The organism is Nonomuraea sp. NPDC023979 (assembly GCF_040639085.1).
In the GTDB taxonomy this organism is placed as follows: domain Bacteria; phylum Actinomycetota; class Actinomycetes; order Streptosporangiales; family Streptosporangiaceae; genus Nonomuraea; species Nonomuraea ceibae.
On the sequence record NZ_JBEZZG010000013.1, the window covers coordinates 201,053 to 225,288 of the forward strand.

Genomic DNA, 24,236 nt, shown 5'->3' on the forward strand with positions numbered 1-24,236 from the left:
CCCGCGCGCTCACCCGAAGCCCGGGGCGGCCTGCCACAGGCTGACGACCGTGCCCTGGTCGTCGGTGCACGTGCAGCCCCGGCCCGACTTGCTGTCCATCACGTCGCCGGTGCTGCCGCCGAGCTCGCGCACCCGCTCGATCGCGGCGTCGAGGTCGGCCACGTGGAAGTAGAGGTTGGGCTGCGACGACGGCCCGCCCGGCACGAACCCCATCGGCACCGTCGTGTTCGTGACATGCAGGTACGCCTCGTGCTCCCGCCTGCTCTCCCACCCGAACAGCGCCCCGTAGAAGGCGGCGGCCCGATCCAGGTCCGTCACGGACAACGTGAAATAGCCGAGCTGCGCGGACATACCGGTGCCTCCAGAACGTTCAGCGTCATCGCCCGCGGCCGACCCGAGAACGGCCCTGCGGCGAGCCCCCTAGGATCCTTTCATGCCCGACCTGAAGAAGGCGGCCCAGATCATGGCAGGAGGCGTTGTCGTCCTGCTCGTCATCGCCGTGTGCGCCACGGCCGTCGGCATCTTCACCAGCGTCATCGGCATCGGGTTCGGGCGCGGCTTCATGTTCGGAGCCGGCGGCACGGCCATTGCCATGATCAGCGCCTGGTTCGCGGTGCGACGCCAGAAGAGGGAGTAGGGCTCGGCGCAGCCGCGTGGTCGGGCGCGGCTGCGCCGGGGAACGTCGGCGAGGCTGGTCGGCCGGCTAGCGTTTGCCGTACTTCTTGTGCACGGCCTGCTTGCTGACGCCGATCGCGTGGGCGATCTGGGCCCACGCCAGGCCCGCCACGCGGGCGCGCCGGACCTGGACCGCTTCGATGCGCTCGATCTCATGGCGCAGCGCGGTCGTGGCCTCCAGTGCCCGGATCGGGTCGTCGTCCTGGGCCTGCCGCAGCAGTGTCGCCAGATCGTTCGTCATGCACTAAAGGTAGTCCAGCAGGAGCCGGGTGACCTCCTGCGGCCGTTCGAGGGCGGGCAGGTGGCCGGCCCAGTCGAGTTCGAGCAGCCGGGCGTCCGGCAGTTCGGTGGCCAGGTAGCGGGCGCTCTGGCGGAAGTGCTCCAGGTCGTACGGGCCGGTGACGATCAGCGCGGGCGCCTTGACGTCGGCGAGCGAGAAGTCCGGCTCGAACTGCGACGGCTCGGGGTCGGCCGCGAGCTGCATCGTGAAGGCGTGGCGCTGCATCTCGGTCACGCGCTGCCTGGTGGCCTCGTCGGCCTCGGGGCCGAGCCAGGTGCGGGCGTTCAGCTCGGCCGCGCCCTGCGCGTCGCCGAGCTCCAGCAGCCGGTCCTCCTCCTCGCCGAACGCGAGCACGTCGGGCGTCTTGGGCAGGTCGGAGCCGGGGTTCATGAGCACGAGCCGGGTCGCCATGGCGCCGAGCTGCAGCGCGACCCGGCAACCGTAGGAGGAGGCGACGAGCGCGGCGCGTTCCACGCCGAGCGTGGCGAGCACGTCGGCCACGTCGCCCGCGTCGCTGTAGGGCGCGTCGGCGGCGTACGGGGTGCGGCCGAAGCCGCGGTAGTCGAGCCTGATCACGCGGAACCGCTCGGCCAGCGGCTCCCACTGGGCGTCCCACATGCCGGCGTCGGCGGCGCTCGACGCGAGGAGCACGACCGGCTCGCCGGTGCCCGCTTCTTCGTACCAGATCGTCATTTGGCCTCCACGACCAGTCGCATGCCCAGTCCGATGAGGACGACACCGGAGATCCGCTCCAGCCATCGCCGCACCGCCGGGCGTCCCAGCATGTCCTTGGCCTGCGCGACGGCCCAGATGAGCGCGGTGTACCAGAGCAGGTCCACGAGGACCCACACGACGGCCAGGGTCACCAGCGTGAGCGGGACGTTCCGGCCTTGCGGCACGAACTGCGGCAGGAACGACATCGCGAACACCGCCGCCTTCGGGTTGGCCAGGCAGGTGCCCAGCCCGAGCAGGTAGGACCTGCGGTGACCGGCGGCGGACGGCGCGAGCGCGTCGGCCGGCCGGGGCTCGGGCGCGCCGCGCCGGGCCTGCCAGAGCGACTGCGCGCCCATGACCACGAGCACGACCGCGCCGGTGATCCGCATGACGTCGTAGGCCAGCTGCGAGGCGAGCAGCAGCGCCGAGAGGCCGAACGCTGCGGCCAGGCCCCACGCCAGGATGCCCGTCTCGTTGCCGAGCGTGGCCGACAGCCCGGAGCCGCGCCCCGATCTGACCGTCTGGCGCAGGATGACGGCGGTGCTCACCCCGGGCACCATCGCCACCAGCACGCACGCGCCGATGAAAGCTAGTAGATACATAAGCGGCCATCGTGCCAGAACGAAACCGGATTATCCGTACATTTTTCCGAGGGCCGTGACCGCCTCCGCCATGAGGACGCGCAGTTCGGGCGGGCCGAGCACCTCCACGTCCGCGCCCATGCGCAGCAGCAGCCAGCGGGCGTGCCTGATCGACTCGATGGGCACGGTCAGCGTGCGCCACCCTTCGGCGTCGGGCTCGCCGCCCGCCTCCAGCGCCGCCGTGACCACCTCGGCGCCCATCGTGTACGCCAGCATGTCCTCCATGCCGGGCGCCAGCCTGATCACCGCCTCGGCGGTGTACATGCGCTGCCGGAACTCGGCCGCGTACGCCTGCCAGAACTCTGCCAGGTCGAACCCCTCGGGCCGCTCGAAGCGCCCGGGCGCCGTCTCGGCCGTCAGCACCCGCGACACCCGGTACGTGCGCGGGCTGCCGCCGGGCGGCGCCGCGACCATGTACCAGGTGCCGCCCTTGAGCACCAGCCCGTACGGGTGCACCAGCCGCTCGACCACCTGCTGCCCCCACCGCCGGTAGGTCATCCGCAGCGGGCGCTGATCCCACACCGCCTCCGACACCTCGGTCAGGTGCGGCACGTCGTCGGCGCCGCGGTACCAGCCGGGCACGTCCAGCAGGAACCGCTCGCGCATCCGCGAGGCGTGCGAGCGCGGCTCGGGCGGCAGCGCGGCCAGGAGCTTCAGCTCGGCGTTCGCCGCCACCTCGGCCAGCCCCAGCTCGGCCGCGGGCCCCGGCAGCCCTGCCAGGAACAGCGACGACGCCTCCTCCGCGGTCAGCCCGTTGAGCCGGGTGCGGTAGCCGTCGAGCAGCTGGTAGCCGCCCGCCGGGCCGCGGTCGGCGTAGACCGGCACCCCGGCCGCCGACAGCGCCTCCACGTCGCGGTACACCGTACGGACCGAGACCTCCAGCTCCGCCGACAGTTCGGTCGCCGTCATGCGGCCGCGCGTCTGCAACAGCAGCAGTAGCGACAACAGACGGCTCGCGCGCATGCCGCCATTGTAGGGACGCGTCCGTTATGCGAACTGCTGCCAGCCGAGCCTGGCCACCATCGCGACCACCACGCACAGCAGGATGATCCGCACGAACCCGGCACCGCGCCGGATGGCCATCCGCGCTCCGACCTGCGCCCCGGCGATGTTGCACGCCGCCATGCCCAGGCCGAGCCCCCACAGCACGTGCCCCTGCCAGCCGAACACCAGCAGCGCCCCCAGGTTCGTCCCGGTATTGATGATCTTGGCCGAGGCGGACGCCGACACGAAGTCCAGCCCGATGATCGTGGTGAACGCGATGATCAGGAACGTCCCCGTGCCCGGGCCCATGATCCCGTCGTAGAACGCGATCCCCAGCCCCGCCACGCCCACCGCGAGCACCACCCGGCGCCGGGTGCGCAACTGCGGCTGCCCGGTGGCGCCGAGCGCCGGCCGCAACGTCACGAACGCCGCCACGCCGAGCAGGATCACCATCACCGCCGGCCGCAGCACCTCCGCGCTGATCGCCGCCGCCGCCGACGCGCCCAGCCCGGCGCTCAGCACCGCGAGCGCCGCCCCCGGCAGCGCCACCTCCCGGTCGAACTTCGTGGTGAGCGCGTACGTGACGGCGGCCGAGGCGGTGCCGAACACGGAGGAGAACTTGTTCGTGGCCATCGCCTGCACCGGCGAGATGCCGGTCACCATCAGCGCCGGCAACTGCAGGAGCCCGCCGCCGCCCACCACCGCGTCCACCCAGCCGGCGCCGGCCGCCGCGACGAGCAGGAGCAGAACCTGTTCCAGCGACACCCGACTCCCCGCTCCCCCGATAAACCCCAAAAAGGGCCCTCAAAAGGGTATAGGGCAGGCGTTACACGCCAATCACCGGACACTGCCCCAACGCCGCGCCGCCTCCTGCGGGGCGCGATGGGCCGGAGAGGCCCCCGCCCCGGCCGCGCCCAGGACGGGGGCGATCCCCGGAAGGCCGGCTAGCGGGCCGGGGTGAGGGTGCGTTTGCGGGAGGCGAAGATGTCGTCGATGAGCCGGTAGGTGCGCGCCTGCTCGGCGGTGAAGATGCGGTCGCGCTCGATGTCCTTCCTGATTTCCAGGGGGCCGCGCCCGGTGTGGCGGGCCAGGATCTCCTCCTGCTGGTCACGCATGCGCAGGATCTCGCGGGCGTGGATCTCCAGGTCGCTGCCCTGGCCCCGGCCGCCCTCGGTGGCGGGCTGGTGGAGCAGGACCCGGGCGTGCGGCAGCGCGGCGCGCTTGCCGGGGGCGCCGGCGGCGAGCAGGACGGCCGCCGCGGAGGCGGCCTCGCCGATGCAGACCGTCTGGATCTCCGGCCGGACGAACTGCATGGTGTCGTAGATGGCCGCCATGGCGGTGAACGACCCGCCCGGCGAGTTGATGTACATGTTGATGTCCCGGTCGGGGTCGATCGACTCGAGCGTCAGGAGCTGCGCCATCACGTCGTTGGCGGAGGTGTCGTCGATCGGCGTGCCGATGAAGATGATCCGGTCCTCGAAGAGCTTGTTGTACGGGTTGAGCTCCTTGACCCCGTAGGAGGTGCGCTCGGTGAACGAGGGCAGCACGTAGCGTCCGCTCATGTCAGTTGGTCCCTTCGGCGATGTGGTCGACGAAGCCGTACTCCAGGGCTTCCCGGGCGGTGAACCAGCGGTCGCGGTCGGAATCGGCCTGGATGCGCTCCAGCGGCTGGCCCGTGTGGTGGGCGATGATCTCGGCCATCCGCCGCTTGGTGTGGAGCATGTTCTCGGCCTGGATCTGGATGTCGGCGGCCGAGCCTCCGATGCCGCCGAGCGGCTGGTGCATGACGACGCGTGAGTTGGGCAGCGCGTAGCGCTTGCCGGGCGCGCCGGCGCAGAGCAGGAGCTGCCCCATGGACGCGGCGAACCCCATCGCGACCGTCGCCACGTCGCACGGCACGAACTGCATCATGTCGTAGAGCGCCATCCCGGCACTCACCGAACCGCCCGGCGAATTGATGTAAAGCGTAATGTCGCGGGTCGGATCCTCGGCTGCCAGCAATAGCAGCTCACCGCACAGCCGGTTGCAAATGTCGTCGTCGACCTCCTGGCCGAGAACGAGGATGCGCTCCTTGAGCAGGCGCTGATTGAGCTGGTCAGGCCACTGTGCGCGCAGAGTCTCCGTCATGGGCTTCGCCCTTTCTGGTGGTGCCGTTTTACATTGACGACGTTAGACCCGGTCTTCGCGAATTAAGGAATCTTTTCGCTGGCGGCGCATTTCTCTAAAAGCGCATTCCACCGAGAGCGAATATAGGTCGACATACAATCGCCGATGTGAGATGGAACCGATCGCTGGCCCGGCGCTGGTCGTGCCTGATCCTGGGCGGGGCCCTGCTGATGCCGTACATGATGGTCGGCGTGCTGGTCTCCGGCATCCTGCGCGGCGACCAGACCGCCAGCGTGCTGCTCCCCACCCAGATCGGCGTCTTCGCCGCGGTGCTGCCCGTCGTGGCGCTCACCGGGCTGTTCCTGCCGGTGCGCTCGCTGGAGATCAGCGCGGCCGAGGGCCTGCTGGGCGTCCGGGTCGAGCCGGGGGTGCCGGGGGCGCGGCGGTCCTGGCAGGAGCGGCGGCGCACGGCCGCCTGGTACACGATGCACCTGGCCGTCGGCGGGCTCGCCAGCGGCTTCACGCTCGCGGTCGTGCCGTTCACGGTGGTCTCGCTGGCGCTGCCGTTCGTCGGCGGCGCCCCGGACATGCTCGGCTACCGCGTCGACGGCGGGTGGCAGGCGGTCGGCTGGGCCGCCGCCGGGGTGGCGCTGCTGGTGCCGCTCGTGCTGCTCGTCCACTGGTCGGCGGCGCTGCTGGCCCGCCTGGCGCCCCCGCTGCTCGGCCCGACCCCCGCCGAACGGCTGGCCGCCGCCGAGGAGCACGCCCGTACGCTGGCCCAGCGCAACCGGCTGGCCCGCGAGCTGCACGACTCGGTGGGGCACGCGCTGAGCGTGGTCACGTTGCAGGCGGCCGCGGCCGGCCGCGTCCTCGACCGCGACCCCGCCCTGGCGCGTACGGCCCTGTCGGCCATCGAGCAGTCGGCCCGCTCCGCCCTGGAGGACCTCGACCACGTCCTCGGCCTCCTTCGCGAGGACGACCACCCCGCGAGCGACCGGCCCGTGAACGACCGGCCCACCGACGACCGCGACCAGGGCGCCGACGACCCCGGCCGGAGCAGGGAGCCCGCGGCCACGTTGGCGCGGCTGCCCGAGCTGGTGGCCGGGGCGGGGGTGCCGGTGCGGCTGGAGGCGGGCGACCTGGCCGCGGTCCCCGGATCGGTGTCCCGGGAGGCGTACCGGATCGTCCAGGAGGCGCTGACCAACGCCATCAAGCACGGCCGCCCGCCCGTGGACGTCACGGTCGGCGTGCGGGAGCACGCGCTGCACCTGGAGGTCGTCAACCGGACCGGCGGCGAGCCGGGCCGGGGCAGGCCCGGAGGCGGCGGCAGGGGGGTGACCGGGATGCGGGAGCGGGTGCGGCTGCTCGGCGGCGAGATGGACGCGGGGCCGCGGGAGGGCGGCTGGCACGTCCGGGTGCGGCTGCCGCTACGGTCGCATCCATGACTATCAGGGTCGTGATCGCCGACGACGAGGACCTCATCCGCGCGGGGCTGCGCGTCATCCTCGACTCCGAGCCGGAGCTGAGCGTGGTCGGGGAGGCCGCCGACGGTGCCGCGGTGCTGCCGGTGGTGCGCCGGGAGCGGCCCGACGTGGTGCTGATGGACGTGCGGATGCCGGACGTCGACGGCATCCAGGCCACGCGGCGGCTGGTGGCGCTGGACGACCCGCCGAAGGTGCTGGTGGTGACGACGTTCGAGAACGACGACTACGTCTACGACGCGCTGCGGGCGGGCGCGGACGGGTTCCTGCTGAAGCGGACCAGGCCGGACGAGCTGGTGCGCGCGGTCAAGCTGGTGGCGGCCGGGGAGACGCTGCTGTTCCCGGCCGCCATCCGCGCGCTGGCCGGTCGCCGCCCGGTCACCGAGGTGCCCGGGATCGGCAGGCTGACCGGCCGGGAGGGGGACGTGCTGCGGCTGATGGCCAAGGGCCTGTCCAACGGCGAGATCGCCGCCGAGCTGACCGTCAGCCCGGAGACGGTCAAGACGCACGTCGGCAACGTGCTCGCCAAGCTGGGCGCCCGTGACCGCACCCAGGCGGTCATCGCCGCCTACGAGTCGGGCTTCGTCTCGCCGCGCTGAGCGCGCAGCCGCATGAGCTCGGCGACAGGCAGGCCGCTGAGCTGGGCGGCGGTCATGCCGGTGGCCTCGATGATCTCGTCCACCAGCGACAACCCCACCGAATATCCCGCCATATCCGGAATGCCGCGCGGCTCCTGGCCGAACAGCCGCATGGCGCTGTCGCCCAGCACGTACGCGGAGGTGTGCTGCATGCCCGCCAGCTCGAAGTCGGCCATGATCTTCGTCCGCGCGCGCTCGTACTCCTCCCCCGTCACCATCGACGACCACGGCCCCATCGCCTCGGCCCCCGACAGCTCCCGCACGAACGCCTCGGCCAGCCCCTCGCTGATCACGTGCTCGCCGACCGTCACCTCGACCGGGTGCCACTCGACCGTGGTGAAACGCACCGCGTGGTGGAACTCGTGCACCGCCAGATGCCCGATCCGCCCGATGACCTCGTCGGTGGGCCACGCCAGCAGGTAGAGCCACCCGGGGATGCCGCCCATCCCGTAGTAGCCGGCGGCCACCCTCATCAGATGGTCGTTGTCCGGATCGCCGAGCACGAACATCACCTGGATCCGCTCCTCCTGCTCCAGGTGTCCCAGCGCCTCGGAGGCCCGCTCCAGCTCCCGCTCGATCTGCCCCAGCACGTCCTGCCGGGCCAGCCTCTCCAGCGCCTCCAGGTAGCGCGGATCGTCGGCGTCCGCCCGGAACCCGCCGGCCTGGTGGTGCATGTCGACGAGGTCGGCCGGCACGGGCACGCGCGAGGCCGCCCACATCGGCGCCAGCATCTCGCGCAGCGCGTCGGGCCGCTTCTCCCGCGGCCCCTTCAGCATCCCGGCCATCGCCGAGACCGTGTCGTGAACGATGAACTTCATGGCGCTGACGCTAGAGCCTCACGCGACGTCAGGCTCAAATCGATCAGAGCTGCCGGTTCTCCGGATCGCCCTCCCCCGGCGAACGGCCGGGCGTCTCGCCGCTGCGCGTCGGCTCCGGCGTCGGCGACGGGCTCGGCCGCTGCGGCTCCGGCGTGGCCGGCGTCGGCGGCGGGCTCGGCAGGAACTGCGTCGGCGGGAGCTGGCGCGGCATCGGGTCGCTGTTGTCGGAACGCACCAGCATGAGCAGCGCGATCACCGTCATCAGCAGAAGCAGCACGAGCACCGCCAGCGCCGCCATCAGCACCCGCTTGCGCGTCTCGGTCAGCGGCCGCTTGCGTACCGGCGGGGCCAGCGCGGGCGCGCGGTCGGTCAGCCAGTACGGGACGAAGTCCGGGCCGTGCGCCTGCCCGATCAGCGTGCCGCCCACCATGACCGGCTCCAGGAACCGCTCGGCCCCCGCCTTGCCCGGCGCGTACGGCACCGCCACCCAGGGCGCCCGCCCGGTGTTCATGCCCAGCACCGCGGGCGCGTCGTCGACCACCGCGGACCGCGACCTGCCGGCGCGCCCGAGCCAGCCGCGCACGCCCGCCTGCTCGGCGGGCGCGGCCTCGCGCACGGCGGTCACGAACCGCTCGCGCGCCGCCGCGTCGAACGCCGCCCCGCGCGTCAGCACGGCCAGGGAGACCGCGCGCCCGTCAGGCCCCTGCCCCAGATAGACGAAACCGGCCGGGGCCGCGTGCAGGCGGGCCTGCACCACGAACGGCCCGAGCCGTGGCGGATCACCGAACTGAAGCGGACTTGCCACATCTGCCATGAAAGCACAGACGTGGCGTCGTGCACGTTTGCGGCGCCTTTGGTGGAATAGCGTCATGAGCGACGCCGAAGAGCAGCCAGGCGGAACGGACGCGGCGGTGCTGCGTCAGGCCCTCGACGAGGTCCGGCGGGTCATCGTCGGCCAGGAGCACATGGTCGAGAGACTGGTCGTGGCCCTGCTGGCACGCGGCCACTGCCTGCTGGAAGGGGTTCCGGGCGTCGCCAAGACCCTCGCCGCCTCCACCCTGGCCACCGTCGTGGGCGGCACGTTCGCCCGTATCCAGTTCACCCCCGACCTGGTGCCCAGCGACATCGTCGGCACCCGCGTCTTCCACCCGTCCAACGAGAAGTTCGACGTCGAGCTCGGCCCGGTGTTCGTCAACTTCCTGCTCGCCGACGAGATCAACCGCGCCCCCGCCAAGGTGCAGTCGGCGCTGCTGGAGGTCATGGCCGAACGCCAGGTCACGCTCGCCGGCGTCACCCACCCGCTGCCCCGCCCCTTCATCGTGCTGGCCACCCAGAACCCGATCGAGTCCGAGGGCGTCTACCCCCTGCCCGAGGTCCAGCGCGACCGCTTCCTGTTCCGCGTACGGGTGCCGCACCCGACCGCGCACGAGGAGCTGGAGATCCTGCACCGGATGAGCGTCACCCCGCCCGCCCCCGACCGCGTCCTCGACCCGCAGCGGCTGCTGGCGCTCCAGGAGGCCGCCGAGAACGTCTCGGTCCACCAGCTCGTCGCCGACTACGTGGTCCGCCTCGTCATGTCGACCCGCGCCCCCTCCGACTACGGCCTGGCCGACCTGGCCGAGACGATCGAGATCGGCGTCAGCCCGCGCGCCACCCTCGGCCTGGTCTCCGCCGGCCGCGCCCTGGCCGTGCTGCGCGGCCGCGACTACCTGCTGCCCGACGACGTGCGCGACGTGGCCGTGGACGTGATGGCGCACCGGCTGATGCTCACCTTCGACGCGCTGGCCGACGGCGTCGACCCCGAGCAGGTCGTCCGCCAGATCCTGCACGCCGTCCCGCCGCCCCTCGTCGTGTGGAACCAGAACCGGTGAGCACCGCCGAACAGGCCCTGCGCAAGCTGGAGCTGGTCGTCACCCGGCGCCTGGACGGGCTCCTGCACGGCGCCCACCAGGGCCTGCTGCCCGGCACCGGCAGCGAGGCCGGCGACAGCCGCGTCTACGTGCCGGGCGAGGACGACGTGCGCCGCATGGACTGGGCCGTCACCGCCCGCACGACCGTGCCGCACGTGCGCGACCTGGTCGCCGACCGCGAGCTGGAGACGTGGGCGCTGGCCGACCTGTCGCCCAGCATGGACTTCGGCACCGCCGACACCGACAAGCGCGACCTGGTCGTGGCCGCCGTCGGCGCGCTCGGCTTCCTGTCCAGCCGGATGGGCGACCGCTTCGGCGCCCTGGTCATCCACGACGAGTTCATCCACCGCATGCCCGCCCGCACCGGCCGCCCCGCCCTGTACGGCCTGCTGTCCGCGCTCATGGACGCCCCGCGCGGCCGCGCCGTCCCCGACGCGCCCGACCTGGCCGAGGGCATCGACGTGCTGGCGGCCACCCGGCGGCGGCGCGGCATGCGCGTGATCGTCTCCGACTTCCTCGACGCCCGCCCCTCCCTCGACCCCGACGCCGAACGCCCCTGGGAGCGCCCCATCCGCCGTCTGTCCGCCCGCCACCAGGTGCTGGCTGTGGAGATCGTCGACCCGCGCGAGCTCGAACTCCCCGACGTGGGCCGCGTCGCGTTCGCCGACCCCGAGACCGGGCACGTACGCGAAGTGCACCTTTCGCCCAAAGTACGCCGCGCCTACGCCGAGGCCGCGGCGCTGCAACGGGAGGGCACCCGCGCCGCCCTGCGCCGCGCCGGCGTCGCCCACCTGGTGCTGCGCACCGACCGCGACTGGGTGTTCGACGTCGCGCAGTTCGTCCTGCGCCAGCGGCGCACCCGCCACCTGGCACACCGGAAGGTGACCCCGTGACTTTTCTGTCGCCGGCCTGGCTCTGGCTGTCGGTGCTGGTGCTGCTGCTGGCCGCCGGCTACGTGGCCGCGCAGTTCTTCCGCCGCCGCTACACCGTCCGCTTCACGAACCTGGCGCTGCTCAACCTGGTCGCCCCCGCCGGCCCCGGCTGGCGCAGGCACGTGCCGCCCGCGCTGTTCCTCGTCATGATGTCGCTGCTCGTCCTCGGCGCGGCCCGCCCCGCCGACGAGGTACGGGTGCCGCGCGACCGGGCCACCATCATGATCGCCCTGGACGTGTCGCTGTCCATGGAGGCCGGCGACGTCGACCCCAACCGGATCACCGCCGCCAAGTCCGCCGCCCAGTCGTTCGTCCGCGAGCTGCCCGACCGGTTCAACGTCGGCGTCGTCGCCTTCGCCCGCTCCGCCAACGTGCTGATCTCCCCCACCACCGACCACGGCGCCGTGGTGACCGCGATCGGCAACCTGTCCACCCGGCCCGGCACCGCGATCGGCGAGGCGGTGTTCAACTCGCTCGAATCGGTGCGCTCCTTCGACCAGGACGCCGCCACCGACCCGCCGCCCGCCGCGATCGTGCTGCTGTCCGACGGCGACAACACCTCGGGCCGCTCGGTCAAGGAGGCCACCGACGCCGCCACGCAGGCGCACATCCCGGTCTCCACCATCGCCTACGGCACCCAGGAGGGCACCGTCTCCATCGACGGCAGGCCCGTCAACGTGCCCGTCAACAAGCAGACGCTCCAGCAGCTCTCCGACGGCACCGGCGGGCGCGCCTACACGGCCGAGTCCGGCAGCGAGCTGCGCGAGGTCTACGAGCAGATCGGCACCTCGCTCGGCTACAAGCTGGTCAAGCAGGAGATCACCCAGCAGTTCATCGTCGCCGCGCTCGTCCTCGGCCTGCTGGTCGCGGGCGCCGCGGTCTTGTTCGGCACCCGGATCCCGTAACGTTTCCCCACGTGGCCCACTACTTCTCCGAGCGTCCCGAGACCGCCAGCAAGCCCGGCTCCGTCGACCTGGTGCTGCCCGACCTGCACCTGCGGCTGGAGACCGACAGGGGCGTGTTCTCGCCGGAGCGGGTCGACGCCGGCACGCGCATCCTGCTGGAGACGGTCCCGCCGCCACCCCAGGAGGGCGACCTGCTCGACCTGGGCTGCGGCTACGGCCCGATCGCGCTGACGATGGCCTCGCGGGCGCCCGGGGCGACGGTGTGGGCCGTCGACGTGAACCGGCGCAGCCTGGAGCTCACCGAGCGCAACGCCCAGGCCGCGCGCCTTTACAAAGTACGGCCCGTGCACGCCGACGAGATGCCGGACGACGTGACGTTCCAGGCGATCTGGTCCAACCCCGCCATCCGCATCGGCAAGGCGGCGCTGCACGAGATGCTCACCAGGTGGCTGTCCCGGCTGGCTCCCGGCGGCGCCGCCTACCTGGTCGTCCAGAAACACCTCGGCTCCGACTCCCTGCAGCGCTGGCTCGGCGAGCAGGGCTGGCAGGCCTCCCGCGAGGCCTCCCGGGCCGCCTACCGAATCCTGAAGGTGCAACGATGAGAAGGCAGCTGCGCCCCACCGACGTCAAGCGGCTCAACCGCACCTGGCGCCGCAACACCGGCAACCGCCTGGGGCTGATCCTGGAGTCGGTCACCGGCCCGTTCAACGTGGGCTCGATCTTCCGCAGCGCGGCCGCGTTCGGCGTCGACCAGATCTGGCTGGCCGGCAACGCCACCCCGCCGACCAACCCCAAGGCCGGCAAGACCGCGCTCGGCACCGACCGGCTGGTCACCTGGCACGAGGCGATGCCCGCGACCGAGGCGGTCAAGGCGGCCAGGGACGACGGCTTCACCGTGCTGGCGATCGAGCTGACGGCCGAGGCCGTCCCCCTGCACAGGGCCGACCTCGGCCGCGACGTGTGCCTGGTGGTCGGCAGCGAGGACCACGGCTGCTCCCCCGCGCTGCTCGACGCCGCCGACGGCGTCTGCTACATCCCGCAGGTGGGGCGCGTCGGCTCGTTCAACGTGGCCGTCGCCGCCGCCATCGCGCTCGCCGAGGCGCGACGCCAGGAATGGCAGAATCTCCCCGATTCGTAACCCCGTTGTTCATTCGCGGAAGGCATACTCAGGTCGTGCTCAGCCGTCGCTTCGCTTTCCTCGACCACCCGGCGCCCCTGGCGTTCGCCCACCGGGGCGGCGCGGCCGAAGGGGCGGAGAACTCGGCGGCGGCCTTCGAGCGGGCCGTGCGGCTCGGCTACACCTATCTGGAGACCGACGCGCACGCGACCGCCGACGGGGTGCTGCTGGCCTTCCACGACCACACCCTCGACCGGGTGACCGACCGGCGCGGCCGCATCGCCGAGCTGCCCTACAGCGCCGTGCGGCGCGCCCGCATCGGCGGCGAGCACGAGATCCCGCTGCTGGAGGACCTGCTCGGCACCTGGCCGGAGATCCGGTTCAACATCGACGTCAAGGAGGCCGCGGCGATCGCGCCGCTGGCCGAGGCGATCCGCCGCACCGGCGCCTACGACCGCGTCTGCCTGACGTCGTTCTCCGACGAGCGGCTGGCGCTGGCCCGGGCCGCGATCGGGCGCGAGGTCTGCTCGGCGCTCGGCCCGCGCGGCGTCGCCGCGCTGCGCGCCGCCGCCTCCACCTCCGGCTACGGCCGGCTGCTGGCCCGGCTGGTGCGCGCGGGCATCCCGTGCGCGCAGGTCCCGATCGGCTTCCGCGGGCTGCCCGTCACCACGCGCAGCCTGGTCCGTACGGCGCACGCCATCGGCATGCAGGTGCACGTGTGGACGATCAACGACGCCGCGCGGATGGAGCGCCTGCTCGATCTGGGCGTCGACGGCATCATGACCGACAACATCACCGGGCTGCGCACCGTGCTGGAAGAGCGCGGACAGTGGCATCCCGGCCGCATGGCCGCCTAGGAGCGACTCTTGTCCGTACCCGCACCCCCCGCGGACCCCACCGGTGCCTCCCCCGCCGCCCGCAGGCGCGAGCAGCGCGGCTGGTACTTCTACGACTGGGCCAACTCGGCCTTCTACACCACGGTCATCTCGGTCTTCCTCGGCCCGTACCTGATCCCGGTCGCCAAGACCGCGGCGTGCGCCAAGGACTTCCCGCAGGTCGCCGCCGCCACCTGCGTCGAGACCTTCGACGAGCTGGCCGCGGCCAGCCCCGGGCTCGGCTACGTGGACGTGCTCGGCATGGACATCCGCCCGGCCGCGTACTTCGGGCTGATCACGACCGCGGCGGTGCTGCTGCAGATCGTCTTCCTGCCGATCGTGGGCGCGCTCGCCGACCACACCGGCCGCAAGCGGGAGATGCTCGGCGCCTTCGCCTACGCGGGCGCGCTGGCCGCGATGGGCCTGTACTTCGTCGAGGGCGACCGCTACCTGCTGGGCGGCGTGCTGTTCGTCGTCGCCAACCTGGCCTACGGCGCCTCCATCGTCGTCTACGACTCGTTCCTGCCGCAGATCTCCACAGCCGAGGAGCGCGACCGGGTCTCCTCGCGCGGGTGGGCCATCGGCTACCTGGGCGGCGGCCTGCTGCTGGCGCTCAACCTGGTGCTCTTCCTCAACCACGCGAGCCTCGGCCTGGAGGAGGGGCACGCGGTGCGCATCGCCATGATGTCGGCCGGGCTGTGGTGGGCGACGTTCACGATCGTGCCGCTGCTGCGGCTGCGCAACCGGCCCGTCCCGGCCCACGAGCACACCGCGCTGTCCTCCGTGGGCGGCAGCTTCCGCCAGCTCGGCCGCACGCTCAGGGAACTGCGCCGCTACCCGCTGACGCTGCTGTTCCTGGTGGCGTACCTGGTCTACAACGACGGCATCCAGACCGTCATCGGCAACAGCGCCGCCTTCGCCTCCGAGGCGCTCAAGCTCGAACAGGAAGTGCAGATCACCGCCATCCTCATGGTGCAGTTCGTGGCGTTCTTCGGCGCGCTGCTGCTCGGCCGGCTGGCCCGGCGGTTCGGCACCAAGAACACGGTGCTGGCCAGCCTGGTGGTGTGGACGGTCATCGTGATCGCCGCGCTGTTCGTGCGGGAGGGCGAGGCGCTGCAGTTCTACCTGATGGCGTTCGCGATCGCGATCGTGCTGGGCGGCAGCCAGGCGCTGTCGCGCTCGCTGTTCTCGCAGGTCATCCCGAAGGGCCGGGAGGCCGAGTACTTCAGCCTGCTGCAGATCAGCGACAAGGGCTCGGCCTTCATCGGCTCGCTCACGATCACGCTCGCGCTGCAGTTCACCAACAGCTACCGCATCGCCATCCTGTCGATGATCGTCTTCTTCGTGCTCGGCTTCGTGCTGCTGGCCCTGGTCAACCTGCCCAGGGCCATCCGCGCCGCGGGCAACGAGGTGCCTTCGAAGATCTAGCGGGGGCTAGGGGGCCGCCAGGACCATCGTGCCGGGGCCCTGGGCGGCGCCGGGGCCCCGCACGGCCAGCACGGTCTCGGCGTTGGCCTCGCCGCCGCAGTGCGGGCAGGTGACGACCGGGGTGAACTGCTGGCCGCAGGAGTGCACGAGCAGCGCGGGCGGCCCTCCGGGCGGCGTGGCCCACCGGTCGCCCCAGGACATGAGCGTGATGAGCGCCGGCACGATGTCGCGGCCCGCCTCGGTCAGCACGTACTCGTGGCGCGGCGGCCGGTCCTGGTAGGGCTGCCGCTCCACCACGCCCGCGCTCACGAGGTGGTCCAGCCGTCTGGTGAGCAGGTTGCGCGAGATGCCCAGGTCCTCCGCCAGGTCGTCGAACCGCCGCACGCCGAGGAAGAGGTCGCGCAGGATGAGCGGAGTCCACGGCTCGGCGACGACGCCGACGGCCTGGGCGATGGAGCAGTGCATGTCCCCGAACCTGTTCACGGGCCCAGCATAGGAGCGTTGACGAAGTGAACCCATGCCAGTTCACTTTCAGGACTCACCGTGCTGGGGGACACCGGCGCTGGTGGGAGCCGCGGCAGGAGCCTCGACCCCGTGCCCGCCGGCCGGACTTCATGGACGCCGCGTCCAACTGCCGGGCCGATGCGCGATTGGATCACCCCGCAGGTGGGAATCCCATCACGGTACCAAGCGTTACACACCGTGGGAGACAGACCCCCCACGTATGGGGGCCCTGTAGGAGGCATTGAAACATGGGCGAGCGCGCGCTTCGTGGCACCCGGCTCGGGGCAACCAGCTACGAGAACGACCGTAACACGGATCTGGCCCCCCGCCAGGAGGTGTCCTACACCTGCCCGAAGGGCCATCGCTTCGAGGTTCCGCTTGCCGCCGAGGCCGAGATCCCCGCGACCTGGGAGTGCCGCATGTGCGGCGCCACCGCGGTCCGGGTCGACGGCGAGCAGCCGGAATCGAAGAAGACGAAGCCCCCGCGGACACACTGGGACATGCTCCTGGAGCGGCGGTCCATCGAAGACCTGGAAGAGGTGCTCAACGAGCGGCTGGCGGTCCTGAGGGCCCAGCGTCGCAAGAGCGCCTGACGACCTCTCACGGTGAAACCCCCGGGCTGACGGCCCGGGGGTTTTTCTCTGTCTGCGTCCCCGGCCTCAGTCTTCCCGGATGACCTCGCCGTGCACGACCTTGCCCGGTCCACCGTGCTGCCCGTGCTGCGCGTGCTGGCCGTTGCGCGCGGGGCCGGCGAACGGGTCGCCGTCCGGCACCGCGCCCGGCGCGGCCGTGAAGAGGTTCGCGTACGGCGAGGCCGCCGCCATCTTCTTGATCCGCCGCTGGAAGAAGTACGCGCCGAGCCGCCGCATCAGCGGCCGGGTCATCGGCAGGATGCACAGCAGGCCGACCACGTCGCTGAAGAAGCCCGGCGTGAGCAGCAGCGTGCCGCCCACCAGGATGAGCCCGCCGTCGGCCAGCTCCCGCTCCGGCATCCGCCCCGACTGCAGCGCCTCCTGGAGGCTGCGCCACGCCCTGCGGCCCTCGCGCCGGATCAGCCACGAGCCCAGCAGGCTCGCCGCGACCAGCAGGCCGACCGTCTGCCAGCCGCCGATGACGGAGCCCACCTGGATGAGCAGCCAGATCTCCAGCACCGGCACCAGCAGGAAGGCCAGGAATAGCACAAGCCGCATCGTTCGCCCTCGATTCCGCACACGTCTACATCACGGACAACGCGCGGCGGCCCCGATGCGTTCCGCGCCCGCCGCCGCGTGGCGCCTTCCGCTCAGCCACGCCCGCCCAGCCATGCCCGTTCAGCCGCGCCGGCGGCGCATGCGGGCGGGCAGCCCGGTGACGCCCCACTGGGCGATGCGCCAGAACGCCTCGCCCATGACGCGGCCGCTCATCTTGCTGGTGCCGACCGTGCGCTCGACGAACGTGATCGGCACCTCTGCCACCCGCAGCCCGTGGCGGGCGGCGCGCAGCGTGAGGTCGACCTGGAAGCAGTAGCCCTGCGACTCCACGTCGGCCAGCCCGATCTTCTCCAGGGTGGCCGCCCGGTAGGCGCGGAAGCCGGCGGTGGCGTCGCGCACCGGCAGGCCCAGCATGAGCCGTGTGTAGACGTTGGCGCCCCGGGACAGGAACTCGCGGGAGGCCGGCCAGTTCATCACGCGGCCGCCCGGCACGTAGCGGGAGCCGATGGCCAGGTCGGCGCCGTCGGCCAGCGCCTCCAGCAGCTTGTGCAGCTCCTCGGGCTGGTGTGAGCCGTCGGCGTCCATCTCGACCAGCACGTCGAAGCCCTCGTCCAGCCCCCAGCGGAACCCGGCGATGTAGGCGGCGCCGAGCCCCTGCTTGGCCGGCCGGTGCAGGACGTGCACGTGGTCGTCGCCGGAGGCGAGCTCGTCGGCGATCTTGCCGGTGCCGTCGGGGCTGTTGTCGTCGGCCACCAGCAGGTGCGCGCCGGGCACCGCGGCCCGCAGCCGCTCGGCGATCCTCGGCAGGTTGTCGCGCTCGTTGTAGGTCGGGACGATGACCAGCACCCGCCCGAGAGTCTCCATCGTCAGTCGTTCCCCATCCGGTCGTCCCGCCGTCTGCGCCACACGGCGACTCCGACGGCCGCCGCACCCATCACCATCAATGCCCACTCCGGCAGCGCGCCGACCCTCGTGGCGATGGTGTGTTCGGTGCGTATCGGCACGGTCACCACCGTCTGGTCGGCCACGAGCTCGCGAGTCTGCCAGGAGACCTTACCGTCCGGTGTCACGAAAGCGGAGATCCCGGTGGTGGCGGCGGTCACCACGGCCCTGTTGTGCTCGACGGCGCGCAACTGCGACATGGCGAGCTGCTGCGCCGGCAGGTTGGACTGCGCGTAGGTGGCGTTGTTGGTCTGCACGACGAGCGGGGTGCCGCCGGCGCGCACGGTGCCGCGCACGGTGTCGTCGTAGGCCACCTCGTAGCAGTTGACGGCGCCGACGGTGACCGGCCCGAGCTTGAGGTCGCCGGGCACGGTGCCGGCCACCGACTGCCTGCCGACCAGCGCGGCGCGGTCCCACAGGGCCAGCACGAGCTCCTTGAACGGCGTGTACTCGCCGAAGGGGACCAGGCGCTGCTTGTCGTAGTGGGCGCCGGGCCCGGTGGCCGGGTCCCACACCAGGCTGCGGGTGGCGCGCCGGTCGTCGCCGATCGCCACGACGGCGCCGATCAGCGTGGGCACGCCGACGTCCTTGACCGACTCGTCGATGGTCCGGTACGCGTAGGCGTCGCGGAAGGGGTCGATGTCGGTGGAGTTCTCCGGCAGGACCACGATGTCGGGCCTGGGCAGCCTGCCCTCGCGGACGGCCTGGGCGATGCGCCGGGTGCCGTCGGCGTGGTTCTTCATCACGATCGCGGGCTCGTCGCCGAAGATGTCCATGCCCCGGCCGGGCACGTTGCCCTGCACGATGCCGACGTTGACGGTGCGGCCCTCGTCGCCGGGGCGGGGCACGGCCAGGCCGAGCAGCGGCACGGCCAGCGCGAGCGCCACCGGCGCGACCCGCCGCAGTGCCGCCTTCGGGCCAGGCGCGGGCCGGCGCAGGACCGCGTACGCGAGCAGCGTGCCGCACAGGGTGGCGGCGAACGACACCAGCGGCGCGCCGCCCAGCGCGGCGTACGGGGTGAACACGGACTCGCCCTGGCTGAAGGCCACCCGCGCCCACGGGAAGCCGCCGATCGGCACCAGGCCGCGCAGCCACTCCATCGCCACCCACAGCGCGGCGAACCACAGCGGCCACCACTTGAGCCGGAGCACCAGCGCGGCGGCCACGGCCAGCGCGGCGTAGAACAGGCTCTCGACGCCGACGAGCATCAGCCAGACGTCGTCGCCGACCGTCCGCACCCAGGCGAGCGCGGGGAACAGGAACACCAGGCCGCCCAGGTAGCCGAGCCAGGCGGCGCGGCGGGGCCCGGCGCCGTACAGGGAGGCGGCGATCAGGGCGAGGCCGAGCGGCGCGCACGGCCACCAGCCGAGCGGCGGGAAGGCCAGGTAGAGCAGCAGGCTCCCGGCGGACATGACCGCGGCGCGCATCGCCGCGTCGCGCCGCGAGCGCCCGCGTCCGGCGCGGGGCGGCGCGGGCGGGCCCGGCTCACCGGGGGCGCGGTCCACGGTGTCGGACGAGCTGTCGGCGTCGTCGCCGGCGGGCACGGGGGCGGGGGGCGTGGACGGTGGGCCCGTTCGTTCCTGCACCACTGCGCGTCTCCCTCGCCGATCGCCTGCTTGCGGAAACGCTACCGCCCCACGGGCGCGCTCAGGTCATCACGGCACGGCGGAAAGCGGGGGCGGCAGGGTGATCCCGTGGCCGACGGGACCACCCGGCGCGCAGACGGCCCGGTGCACGGGAACGGGAAGAGGGCCCGGAAACCCTTCGGACCGGACCCGTCTCGTCGGCGGCGAGCGCGGAATTCCGTTGTCTACTGGGCTCCCGGGCCCGTCCCGGGTCCAACCCCCCGCCCGGTTGGGGTGCCCCGACTCGACGGACCGACGGCCCTGCACCTGGCTGTGTGGACGAAGTCACGCTCCGTCACGGACGCAGGATCCGGCGATGTCAGAGACGGCCAACCGGCCAAGTCCCGTGCTGGACTGCGCAGCAAACTACCGACTCCACCTCAGATGTCAACCGTGTCCCGATCAGCAGAAACATCGAGTCTTCGCAGGTGGCCGCCCGCGCCGGAGCCGGTCAAAGCCCATTCGCGGCTGCCTGCGCACGGGTTGGCAAGCCGCTGAGCGCCTGCGGGAGCGGGCCTTCCGCGACGACGCCGAGCCGTTGCGTGGCGCGGGTCAGCGCCACGTACAGGTCGCTCGGGCCGCGCGGCGACTGGGCCGCGATGAGGCCCGGCTCGGCCACGATGACCGCGTCGAACTCCAGCCCCTTGGCGTCGGCGACGCCCATGACGGCGACGGGCGCGTCGAGCGCCGCCGCGCCGCGGGCCCGGCCGGCTCCGGGGGCGACGACCACGGCGCCCTCGACCGCCTCGCGCACCAGGTCGCCGAGCTCGCCGAGCAGCGCGTCGGGGGTCACCACGGCGACCTTGCCGCCTTCGGCCGCCTCCGCCCTGACCAGGTCGGGCAGCGCGGACAGCGGGGCCGACCAGGGCGGCGTGCCGCCCTCGCGGACGGAGGTGGGCGCCTCCAGCGACGGGCCGACGGTGGCCAGCACGCGGGCGGCTACCTCCATCAGCTCGACGGGCGTGCGGTAGTTGACGGTCAGGCGTTCCTGCCGCCAGCGCCCGGCCACGTACGGGTCGAGCACGTCCTTCCAGGAACGCGCGCCGGCGGCGGACCCCGTCTGGGCGATGTCGCCGACGATCGTCATCGACCGGTTGGGGACGCGCCGCATGACGGCGCGCCAGGCCATCGGCGACAGCTCCTGCGCCTCGTCGACGATGACGTGGCCGTAGGCCCAGGTGCGGTCGGCGGCGGCGCGCTCGGCGGTGGTCAGGTAGGGGCCGCCGCCGCGCTGGCGTTCGGCGAGGCGCTCGGCCTCCATGACGTCGGACAGGCCGGTCAGCTCCAGGACCTCGCGGGCGTAGGCGAGCTCGGCCTCGCGCTCGTGCTCCTCGGCGCGGCGGGCGGCGGCCAGCTCCTCCTCCGCCTGCAGGGCGGAGGCGCGCAGCACCTGCTCGTCGATCTCGCCGAGCAGGTCGGCGGCCTCGTCGAGCAGCGGCACGTCGGACTCGGTCCACTCCCCCGCGCGGGAGGCGTCGCGCAGCAGCAGCTCCCGCTCCTTCGGCGTCAGCGCCGAGGCGGCCTCGGCGAGCCGCTGCGGCGAGCCGTACAGGCCGAGCAGCAGCCGCTGCGGCGTCAGGTAGGGCCACAGGCGGTTGAGCGCGGACCGGACGACCGGCTCGGTGCGCAGGTCCTCGCGCAGGTCGGCGAGGTCGTCGTCGTCGATGAGGCCCTTGCCGATCTTCCTGGCGAGCTGCCGGGCGAGCGCGTTGAGCAGCGACCTGACGAACACGGCGCGGGCCTGGTTGTGCGGCCGGCGCGAGCGGATCGCCTTGTTGCGGGCCGACTCCAGCATGCCGCGGTCGATGGTGAGGGTGTTGCGGCCGAGGTTCAGCTCGATCGGCTGGCGCGGGACGCGCTGGCGTTCGCGCACGGCCTTGGCCAGCACCTCGGCCATGCGCGCGTCGCCCTTGACGGCGGCCACCTCGGGCCGCTCGCGGGCGGTGGCGGTCACGCCGGGGTAGAGCTCGCCGACGGTGGACAGCAGCACGTCGGTCTCGCCCAGCGAGGGCAGCACCTGCTCGATGTAGCGCAGGAACGTCGGGTTGGGGCCGAGGACGAGCACGCCGCGGCGCTCGAGCCGCTCGCGGTGGGTGTAGAGGAGGTAGGCGGCGCGGTGCAGCGCGACGACGGTCTTGCCGGTGCCGGGGCCGCCCTGCACGACCAGCACGCCGTTGAGGTCGGCGCGGATGACGCGGTCCTGCTCGCCCTGGATGGTGGCGACGATGTCGCGCATGCGGCCGGTGCGCCGCTCGTCGAGCGCGGCCAGCAGCGCGGCCTCGCCGTTGAGGGTGGCGCGGTCGTCCTCGGTGAGCGCGTCGAGGTCGAGCAGGTCGTCGTCGACGCCGATGACCTCGCGGCCCCTGGTCTGCAGGTGGCGCCGCCGGGTGACGCCCATCGGCGCGGCCGGGGTGGCGCGGTAGAAGGGCTGGGCGACGGGCGCCCGCCAGTCGATGAGCAGCCGCTCCTGCTCGTCGTCGGTCAGGCCGAGCTTGCCGATGTAGAGGCGGCCTTCGGCGTGGTGATCGAGCCGTCCGAAAACCAGGCCGCGCTCGACCGCCCACAGCCGGGCGAGCCGGGTGGCGTGCATCTCGGCGAAGGAGTCACGCTCCGACATGTTCTGCATCGTGCCGACGGCTCCCATGGCCAGCACGTCCTTGAGCTGCCGCTGGGTACGCTCGCGCAGCAGGTCGAGGCGGTCGTAGAGGCGGGTGACGTACGCCTGCTCCCTGGCGAGCTCTGTTTGACGAGTTGCCGCCAGACCATTATTGTGGTTAATGGGACGCTCCGGGCCATTCTGCTTGTTGTTACGACAAACGACGACATTAGCACGCCTGTTGAGCCACTCTTCGCTTTTCCCTCCCTCTCGTACGGTCACGGGTCGATTTCGACACTTGACCGAATGGCCTTTCGCTCTTTACGTTCACCCCGGTTAGGAAAGTTTCCTAACTGGAAGGGGTAACAGTGAGCGGTCCCGTGCCGGGCACGCCGAGCCTGCTGCGCGCGATCAACGATCGCGCCGCCCTGCGCGCGCTTCTCGAACGCGGCCCACTCACCCGCCTCGAGATCGGCACGCTGACCGGTCTGTCGAAGCCTACGGCCTCCCAGCTGCTCTCCCGTCTGCAGGAGGCCGGGCTGGTGGTGCCCGACGGCATCAGGGAGGGCCTGCCCGGCCGTACGGCCGAGGTCTACCGGCTCAACCCCGAGGCGGCGTACGCGGCCGCGCTGGACGTGACCTTCACCCGCGTCGAGGCGCGCGTGGCCGACCTGACCGGCACCGTCGTCGGCGAGCACGCGGTGCCCGCGCCCGCCACCCCGGACGAGCTCGTCGACCGGCTCTGCGCGGCCCTCGCGGGGGCGAGGCCGCCCGAGCCGCCCCGGCGGGTGGTGATCGGCGTGCAGGCGGCACTGGACCCCTCCACGGGCCGCCTGGGGTACGCGACGGCCGAGGAGATGCCCGGCTGGCACGTCGACGACCTGGAGAAGGCGCTGAGCGACGGGCTGGGCGTGCCCGTGTCGGTGGAGAACAACGTCAACCTGGTGGCCGTGGCCGAGCAGGCGCACGGCGCGGCGCGCGGCACGCCCGACTTCGTGCTGCTCTGGGCCGACCAGGGCATCGGGTCGGCCATCGTGCTCGGCGGCCGCATGCACCGGGGCGCGACCGGAGGCGCCGGCGAGGTCGGCTACATGCCCGCGCCGGGCGCGCCGACGGCCCGCGAGGCGGGGCAGTACGGCGACCACGGCTACCAGGCGCTCACCGGCGGCGCGGCCGTCCTGCGGGTGCTGCGCGCCCACGGCGTCGAGGGCGCGGACTTCCGCGAGGCGGTGGCGAACGCCGTCCGTCGGCTGGAGGCGGACGGGACGGCCGCCCTCGAAGATCTCCGGGCCGGACATCCGACGCACACAGGCCCGGACGGCGCTCAGAGGGCCGCTACGGCCACGGACGGGGCGGAGACGGCCTCATTGGTCACCCCCGTCACGGAGAGCGCTCTCCGTGGCTCTCAGAGCGCCCGGGCGGCGTCGGGGTTGCGCGAGGTGGCGGCCCGGCTGGCGGTGGGCCTGGCGGCCATCACGTCCGTGGTTGACCCCGGCCTGATCGTGGTGACGGGCGGCGTGGTGCTGGCGGGCGGCGAGCCGCTGCGGGCGCTGATCGAGCGGGAGCTGCACGCGCTGACGATTCCCCAGCCCCTGGTCCGCCTGTCGGAGGTGGCGGGCAACCCGGTGCTGGCCGGCGGACTTGACCTGGCTCTGAAGATCGTGCGCGACGAGGTCTTCGGCGCCACGCTGCCCGGATCGTGACCCATGGAAGGGACCGAGGTTTGAGACTCGCTGTTGTCGGGGGCGGCTCCACGTACACGCCCGAGCTGATCGACGGGTTCGCGCGGCTGCGCGACGAGCTGCCGCTGACCGAGATCGCGCTGGTGGACCCGGACGCCTCCAGGCTCGGGCTGGTGGCGGGCATGGCGCGCCG

Annotated in this window: 27 protein-coding genes and 1 pseudogene; 13 read left to right on the top strand and 15 right to left on the bottom strand. The window is 72.6% G+C overall.

The window, feature by feature from the left end; genetic code table 11:
* Positions 1-9 precede the first annotated feature (9 nt).
* Positions 10-351 (bottom strand): VOC family protein, encoded by a 342-nt coding sequence (locus tag AB0G11_RS23785; RefSeq protein ID WP_357588253.1) that lies wholly within the window; start codon positions 349-351, stop codon positions 10-12.
* A gap of 82 nt (positions 352-433) precedes the next feature.
* Here AB0G11_RS23785 and AB0G11_RS23790 point away from each other — a divergent pair, with 82 nt between their 5' ends.
* Complete coding sequence (locus AB0G11_RS23790) at positions 434-637, top strand: hypothetical protein (RefSeq protein WP_219517152.1); 204 nt, start codon at positions 434-436, stop codon at positions 635-637.
* A 66-nt stretch (positions 638-703) separates the two neighbouring features.
* Here AB0G11_RS23790 and AB0G11_RS23795 read toward each other — a convergent pair whose 3' ends face one another.
* The 7 genes from AB0G11_RS23795 to AB0G11_RS23825 all read right to left on the bottom strand — a co-directional run bounded on the left by AB0G11_RS23795 (position 704) and on the right by AB0G11_RS23825 (position 5,421).
* Positions 704-916, bottom strand: a complete 213-nt coding sequence (locus AB0G11_RS23795; RefSeq protein WP_219517150.1) for a hypothetical protein — start codon at positions 914-916, stop codon at positions 704-706.
* Between the two features lie 3 nt (positions 917-919).
* A complete protein-coding gene (locus tag AB0G11_RS23800; protein ID WP_357588255.1) occupies positions 920-1,648 on the bottom strand; it encodes an alpha/beta hydrolase in 729 nt (242 codons plus the stop codon).
* Positions 1,645-2,271 (bottom strand): LysE family translocator, encoded by a 627-nt coding sequence (locus AB0G11_RS23805; protein WP_357588257.1) that lies wholly within the window; start codon positions 2,269-2,271, stop codon positions 1,645-1,647. Before AB0G11_RS23805 ends, AB0G11_RS23800 begins: the two co-directional genes overlap by 4 nt.
* A 30-nt stretch (positions 2,272-2,301) precedes the next feature.
* Entirely contained in the window at positions 2,302-3,273 is a 972-nt protein-coding gene (locus tag AB0G11_RS23810; protein ID WP_219517147.1) for a YafY family protein, read from the bottom strand.
* Positions 3,274-3,297: 24 nt separating this feature from the next.
* Entirely contained in the window at positions 3,298-4,059 is a 762-nt protein-coding gene (locus tag AB0G11_RS23815) for a TSUP family transporter (RefSeq protein ID WP_357588259.1), read from the bottom strand.
* A 179-nt stretch (positions 4,060-4,238) separates the two neighbouring features.
* Positions 4,239-4,856 (bottom strand): ATP-dependent Clp protease proteolytic subunit, encoded by a 618-nt coding sequence (locus AB0G11_RS23820; RefSeq protein ID WP_219517144.1) that lies wholly within the window; start codon positions 4,854-4,856, stop codon positions 4,239-4,241.
* A gap of 1 nt (position 4,857) precedes the next feature.
* A complete protein-coding gene (locus AB0G11_RS23825; protein WP_219517142.1) occupies positions 4,858-5,421 on the bottom strand; it encodes an ATP-dependent Clp protease proteolytic subunit in 564 nt (187 codons plus the stop codon).
* A 146-nt stretch (positions 5,422-5,567) separates the two neighbouring features.
* On the opposite strand from AB0G11_RS23825, the gene AB0G11_RS23830 reads away from it, so the two are divergent.
* Positions 5,568-6,845: a histidine kinase gene (locus AB0G11_RS23830; RefSeq protein ID WP_357588261.1), complete on the top strand. Its 1,278-nt coding sequence runs from the start codon at positions 5,568-5,570 to the stop codon at positions 6,843-6,845.
* Positions 6,842-7,480 (top strand): response regulator transcription factor, encoded by a 639-nt coding sequence (locus AB0G11_RS23835; protein WP_219517140.1) that lies wholly within the window; start codon positions 6,842-6,844, stop codon positions 7,478-7,480. Before AB0G11_RS23830 ends, AB0G11_RS23835 begins: the two co-directional genes overlap by 4 nt.
* Here AB0G11_RS23835 and AB0G11_RS23840 read toward each other — a convergent pair.
* Positions 7,450-8,337, bottom strand: a complete 888-nt coding sequence (locus tag AB0G11_RS23840; protein WP_219517138.1) for a DUF2268 domain-containing putative Zn-dependent protease — start codon at positions 8,335-8,337, stop codon at positions 7,450-7,452. The two genes, AB0G11_RS23835 and AB0G11_RS23840, sit on opposite strands and share 31 nt — an antisense overlap.
* Before the next feature lie 43 nt (positions 8,338-8,380).
* Positions 8,381-9,151 carry a hypothetical protein gene (locus tag AB0G11_RS23845; RefSeq protein ID WP_357588263.1) on the bottom strand — a complete coding sequence of 257 codons (771 nt, stop codon included), beginning with the start codon at positions 9,149-9,151 and terminating at the stop codon, positions 8,381-8,383.
* 55 nt (positions 9,152-9,206) lie between these two features.
* Between AB0G11_RS23845 and AB0G11_RS23850 the strand changes: the two genes are divergently transcribed.
* Genes AB0G11_RS23850 through AB0G11_RS23880 form a run of 7 tightly spaced genes read left to right on the top strand, consistent with a single transcriptional unit; the run spans position 9,207 to position 15,504 of the window.
* The gene (locus AB0G11_RS23850; protein WP_219517136.1) at positions 9,207-10,208 is read left to right on the top strand and encodes an AAA family ATPase; all 1,002 of its coding nucleotides are present in this window, start codon (positions 9,207-9,209) and stop codon (positions 10,206-10,208) included.
* Positions 10,205-11,140, top strand: coding sequence for a DUF58 domain-containing protein (locus AB0G11_RS23855; protein ID WP_308126153.1), 936 nt, complete (start codon positions 10,205-10,207; stop codon positions 11,138-11,140). Before AB0G11_RS23850 ends, AB0G11_RS23855 begins: the two co-directional genes overlap by 4 nt.
* Positions 11,137-12,084, top strand: a complete 948-nt coding sequence (locus AB0G11_RS23860; protein WP_219517133.1) for a VWA domain-containing protein — start codon at positions 11,137-11,139, stop codon at positions 12,082-12,084. The genes AB0G11_RS23855 and AB0G11_RS23860 overlap by 4 nt, the downstream gene beginning before the upstream one ends.
* 11 nt (positions 12,085-12,095) lie before the next feature.
* Entirely contained in the window at positions 12,096-12,686 is a 591-nt protein-coding gene (locus AB0G11_RS23865) for a methyltransferase (RefSeq protein ID WP_357588265.1), read from the top strand.
* Positions 12,683-13,222: a TrmH family RNA methyltransferase gene (locus AB0G11_RS23870; RefSeq protein WP_219517129.1), complete on the top strand. Its 540-nt coding sequence runs from the start codon at positions 12,683-12,685 to the stop codon at positions 13,220-13,222. Before AB0G11_RS23865 ends, AB0G11_RS23870 begins: the two co-directional genes overlap by 4 nt.
* A gap of 35 nt (positions 13,223-13,257) precedes the next feature.
* Positions 13,258-14,058: a glycerophosphodiester phosphodiesterase family protein gene (locus AB0G11_RS23875; protein ID WP_308126152.1), complete on the top strand. Its 801-nt coding sequence runs from the start codon at positions 13,258-13,260 to the stop codon at positions 14,056-14,058.
* 9 nt (positions 14,059-14,067) lie between these two features.
* Entirely contained in the window at positions 14,068-15,504 is a 1,437-nt protein-coding gene (locus AB0G11_RS23880) for an MFS transporter (protein ID WP_357588267.1), read from the top strand.
* A 6-nt stretch (positions 15,505-15,510) separates the two neighbouring features.
* On the opposite strand, the gene AB0G11_RS23885 is transcribed toward AB0G11_RS23880, so the two are convergent.
* The gene (locus AB0G11_RS23885; protein WP_308126151.1) at positions 15,511-15,987 is read right to left on the bottom strand and encodes a helix-turn-helix domain-containing protein; all 477 of its coding nucleotides are present in this window, start codon (positions 15,985-15,987) and stop codon (positions 15,511-15,513) included.
* A 269-nt stretch (positions 15,988-16,256) separates the two neighbouring features.
* Here AB0G11_RS23885 and AB0G11_RS23890 point away from each other — a divergent pair, with 269 nt between their 5' ends.
* Positions 16,257-16,601, top strand: coding sequence for an RNA polymerase-binding protein RbpA (locus tag AB0G11_RS23890; protein ID WP_043625492.1), 345 nt, complete (start codon positions 16,257-16,259; stop codon positions 16,599-16,601).
* A 66-nt stretch (positions 16,602-16,667) separates the two neighbouring features.
* Here AB0G11_RS23890 and AB0G11_RS23895 read toward each other — a convergent pair whose 3' ends face one another.
* The 4 genes from AB0G11_RS23895 to AB0G11_RS23910 form a co-directional block, all read right to left on the bottom strand.
* Entirely contained in the window at positions 16,668-17,198 is a 531-nt protein-coding gene (locus tag AB0G11_RS23895) for an FxsA family protein (RefSeq protein WP_219517124.1), read from the bottom strand.
* A gap of 120 nt (positions 17,199-17,318) precedes the next feature.
* Positions 17,319-18,062, bottom strand: a complete 744-nt coding sequence (locus AB0G11_RS23900) for a polyprenol monophosphomannose synthase (RefSeq protein WP_049576627.1) — start codon at positions 18,060-18,062, stop codon at positions 17,319-17,321.
* A gap of 2 nt (positions 18,063-18,064) precedes the next feature.
* Positions 18,065-19,729 (bottom strand): apolipoprotein N-acyltransferase, encoded by a 1,665-nt coding sequence (lnt, locus tag AB0G11_RS23905; protein ID WP_357588268.1) that lies wholly within the window; start codon positions 19,727-19,729, stop codon positions 18,065-18,067.
* 487 nt (positions 19,730-20,216) lie between these two features.
* Positions 20,217-22,643, bottom strand: coding sequence for an ATP-binding domain-containing protein (locus AB0G11_RS23910; protein ID WP_308126149.1), 2,427 nt, complete (start codon positions 22,641-22,643; stop codon positions 20,217-20,219).
* Positions 22,644-22,729: 86 nt separating this feature from the next.
* Between AB0G11_RS23910 and AB0G11_RS23915 the strand changes: the two genes are divergently transcribed.
* Together AB0G11_RS23915 and AB0G11_RS23920 are read left to right on the top strand one after the other, a co-directional pair.
* Positions 22,730-24,064 carry an ROK family transcriptional regulator gene (locus AB0G11_RS23915; protein ID WP_357588270.1) on the top strand — a complete coding sequence of 445 codons (1,335 nt, stop codon included), beginning with the start codon at positions 22,730-22,732 and terminating at the stop codon, positions 24,062-24,064.
* Positions 24,061-24,236 (top strand): annotated as a pseudogene (locus AB0G11_RS23920) (hypothetical protein); the annotation flags it as partial. The gene AB0G11_RS23915 and the pseudogene AB0G11_RS23920, both read left to right, overlap by 4 nt.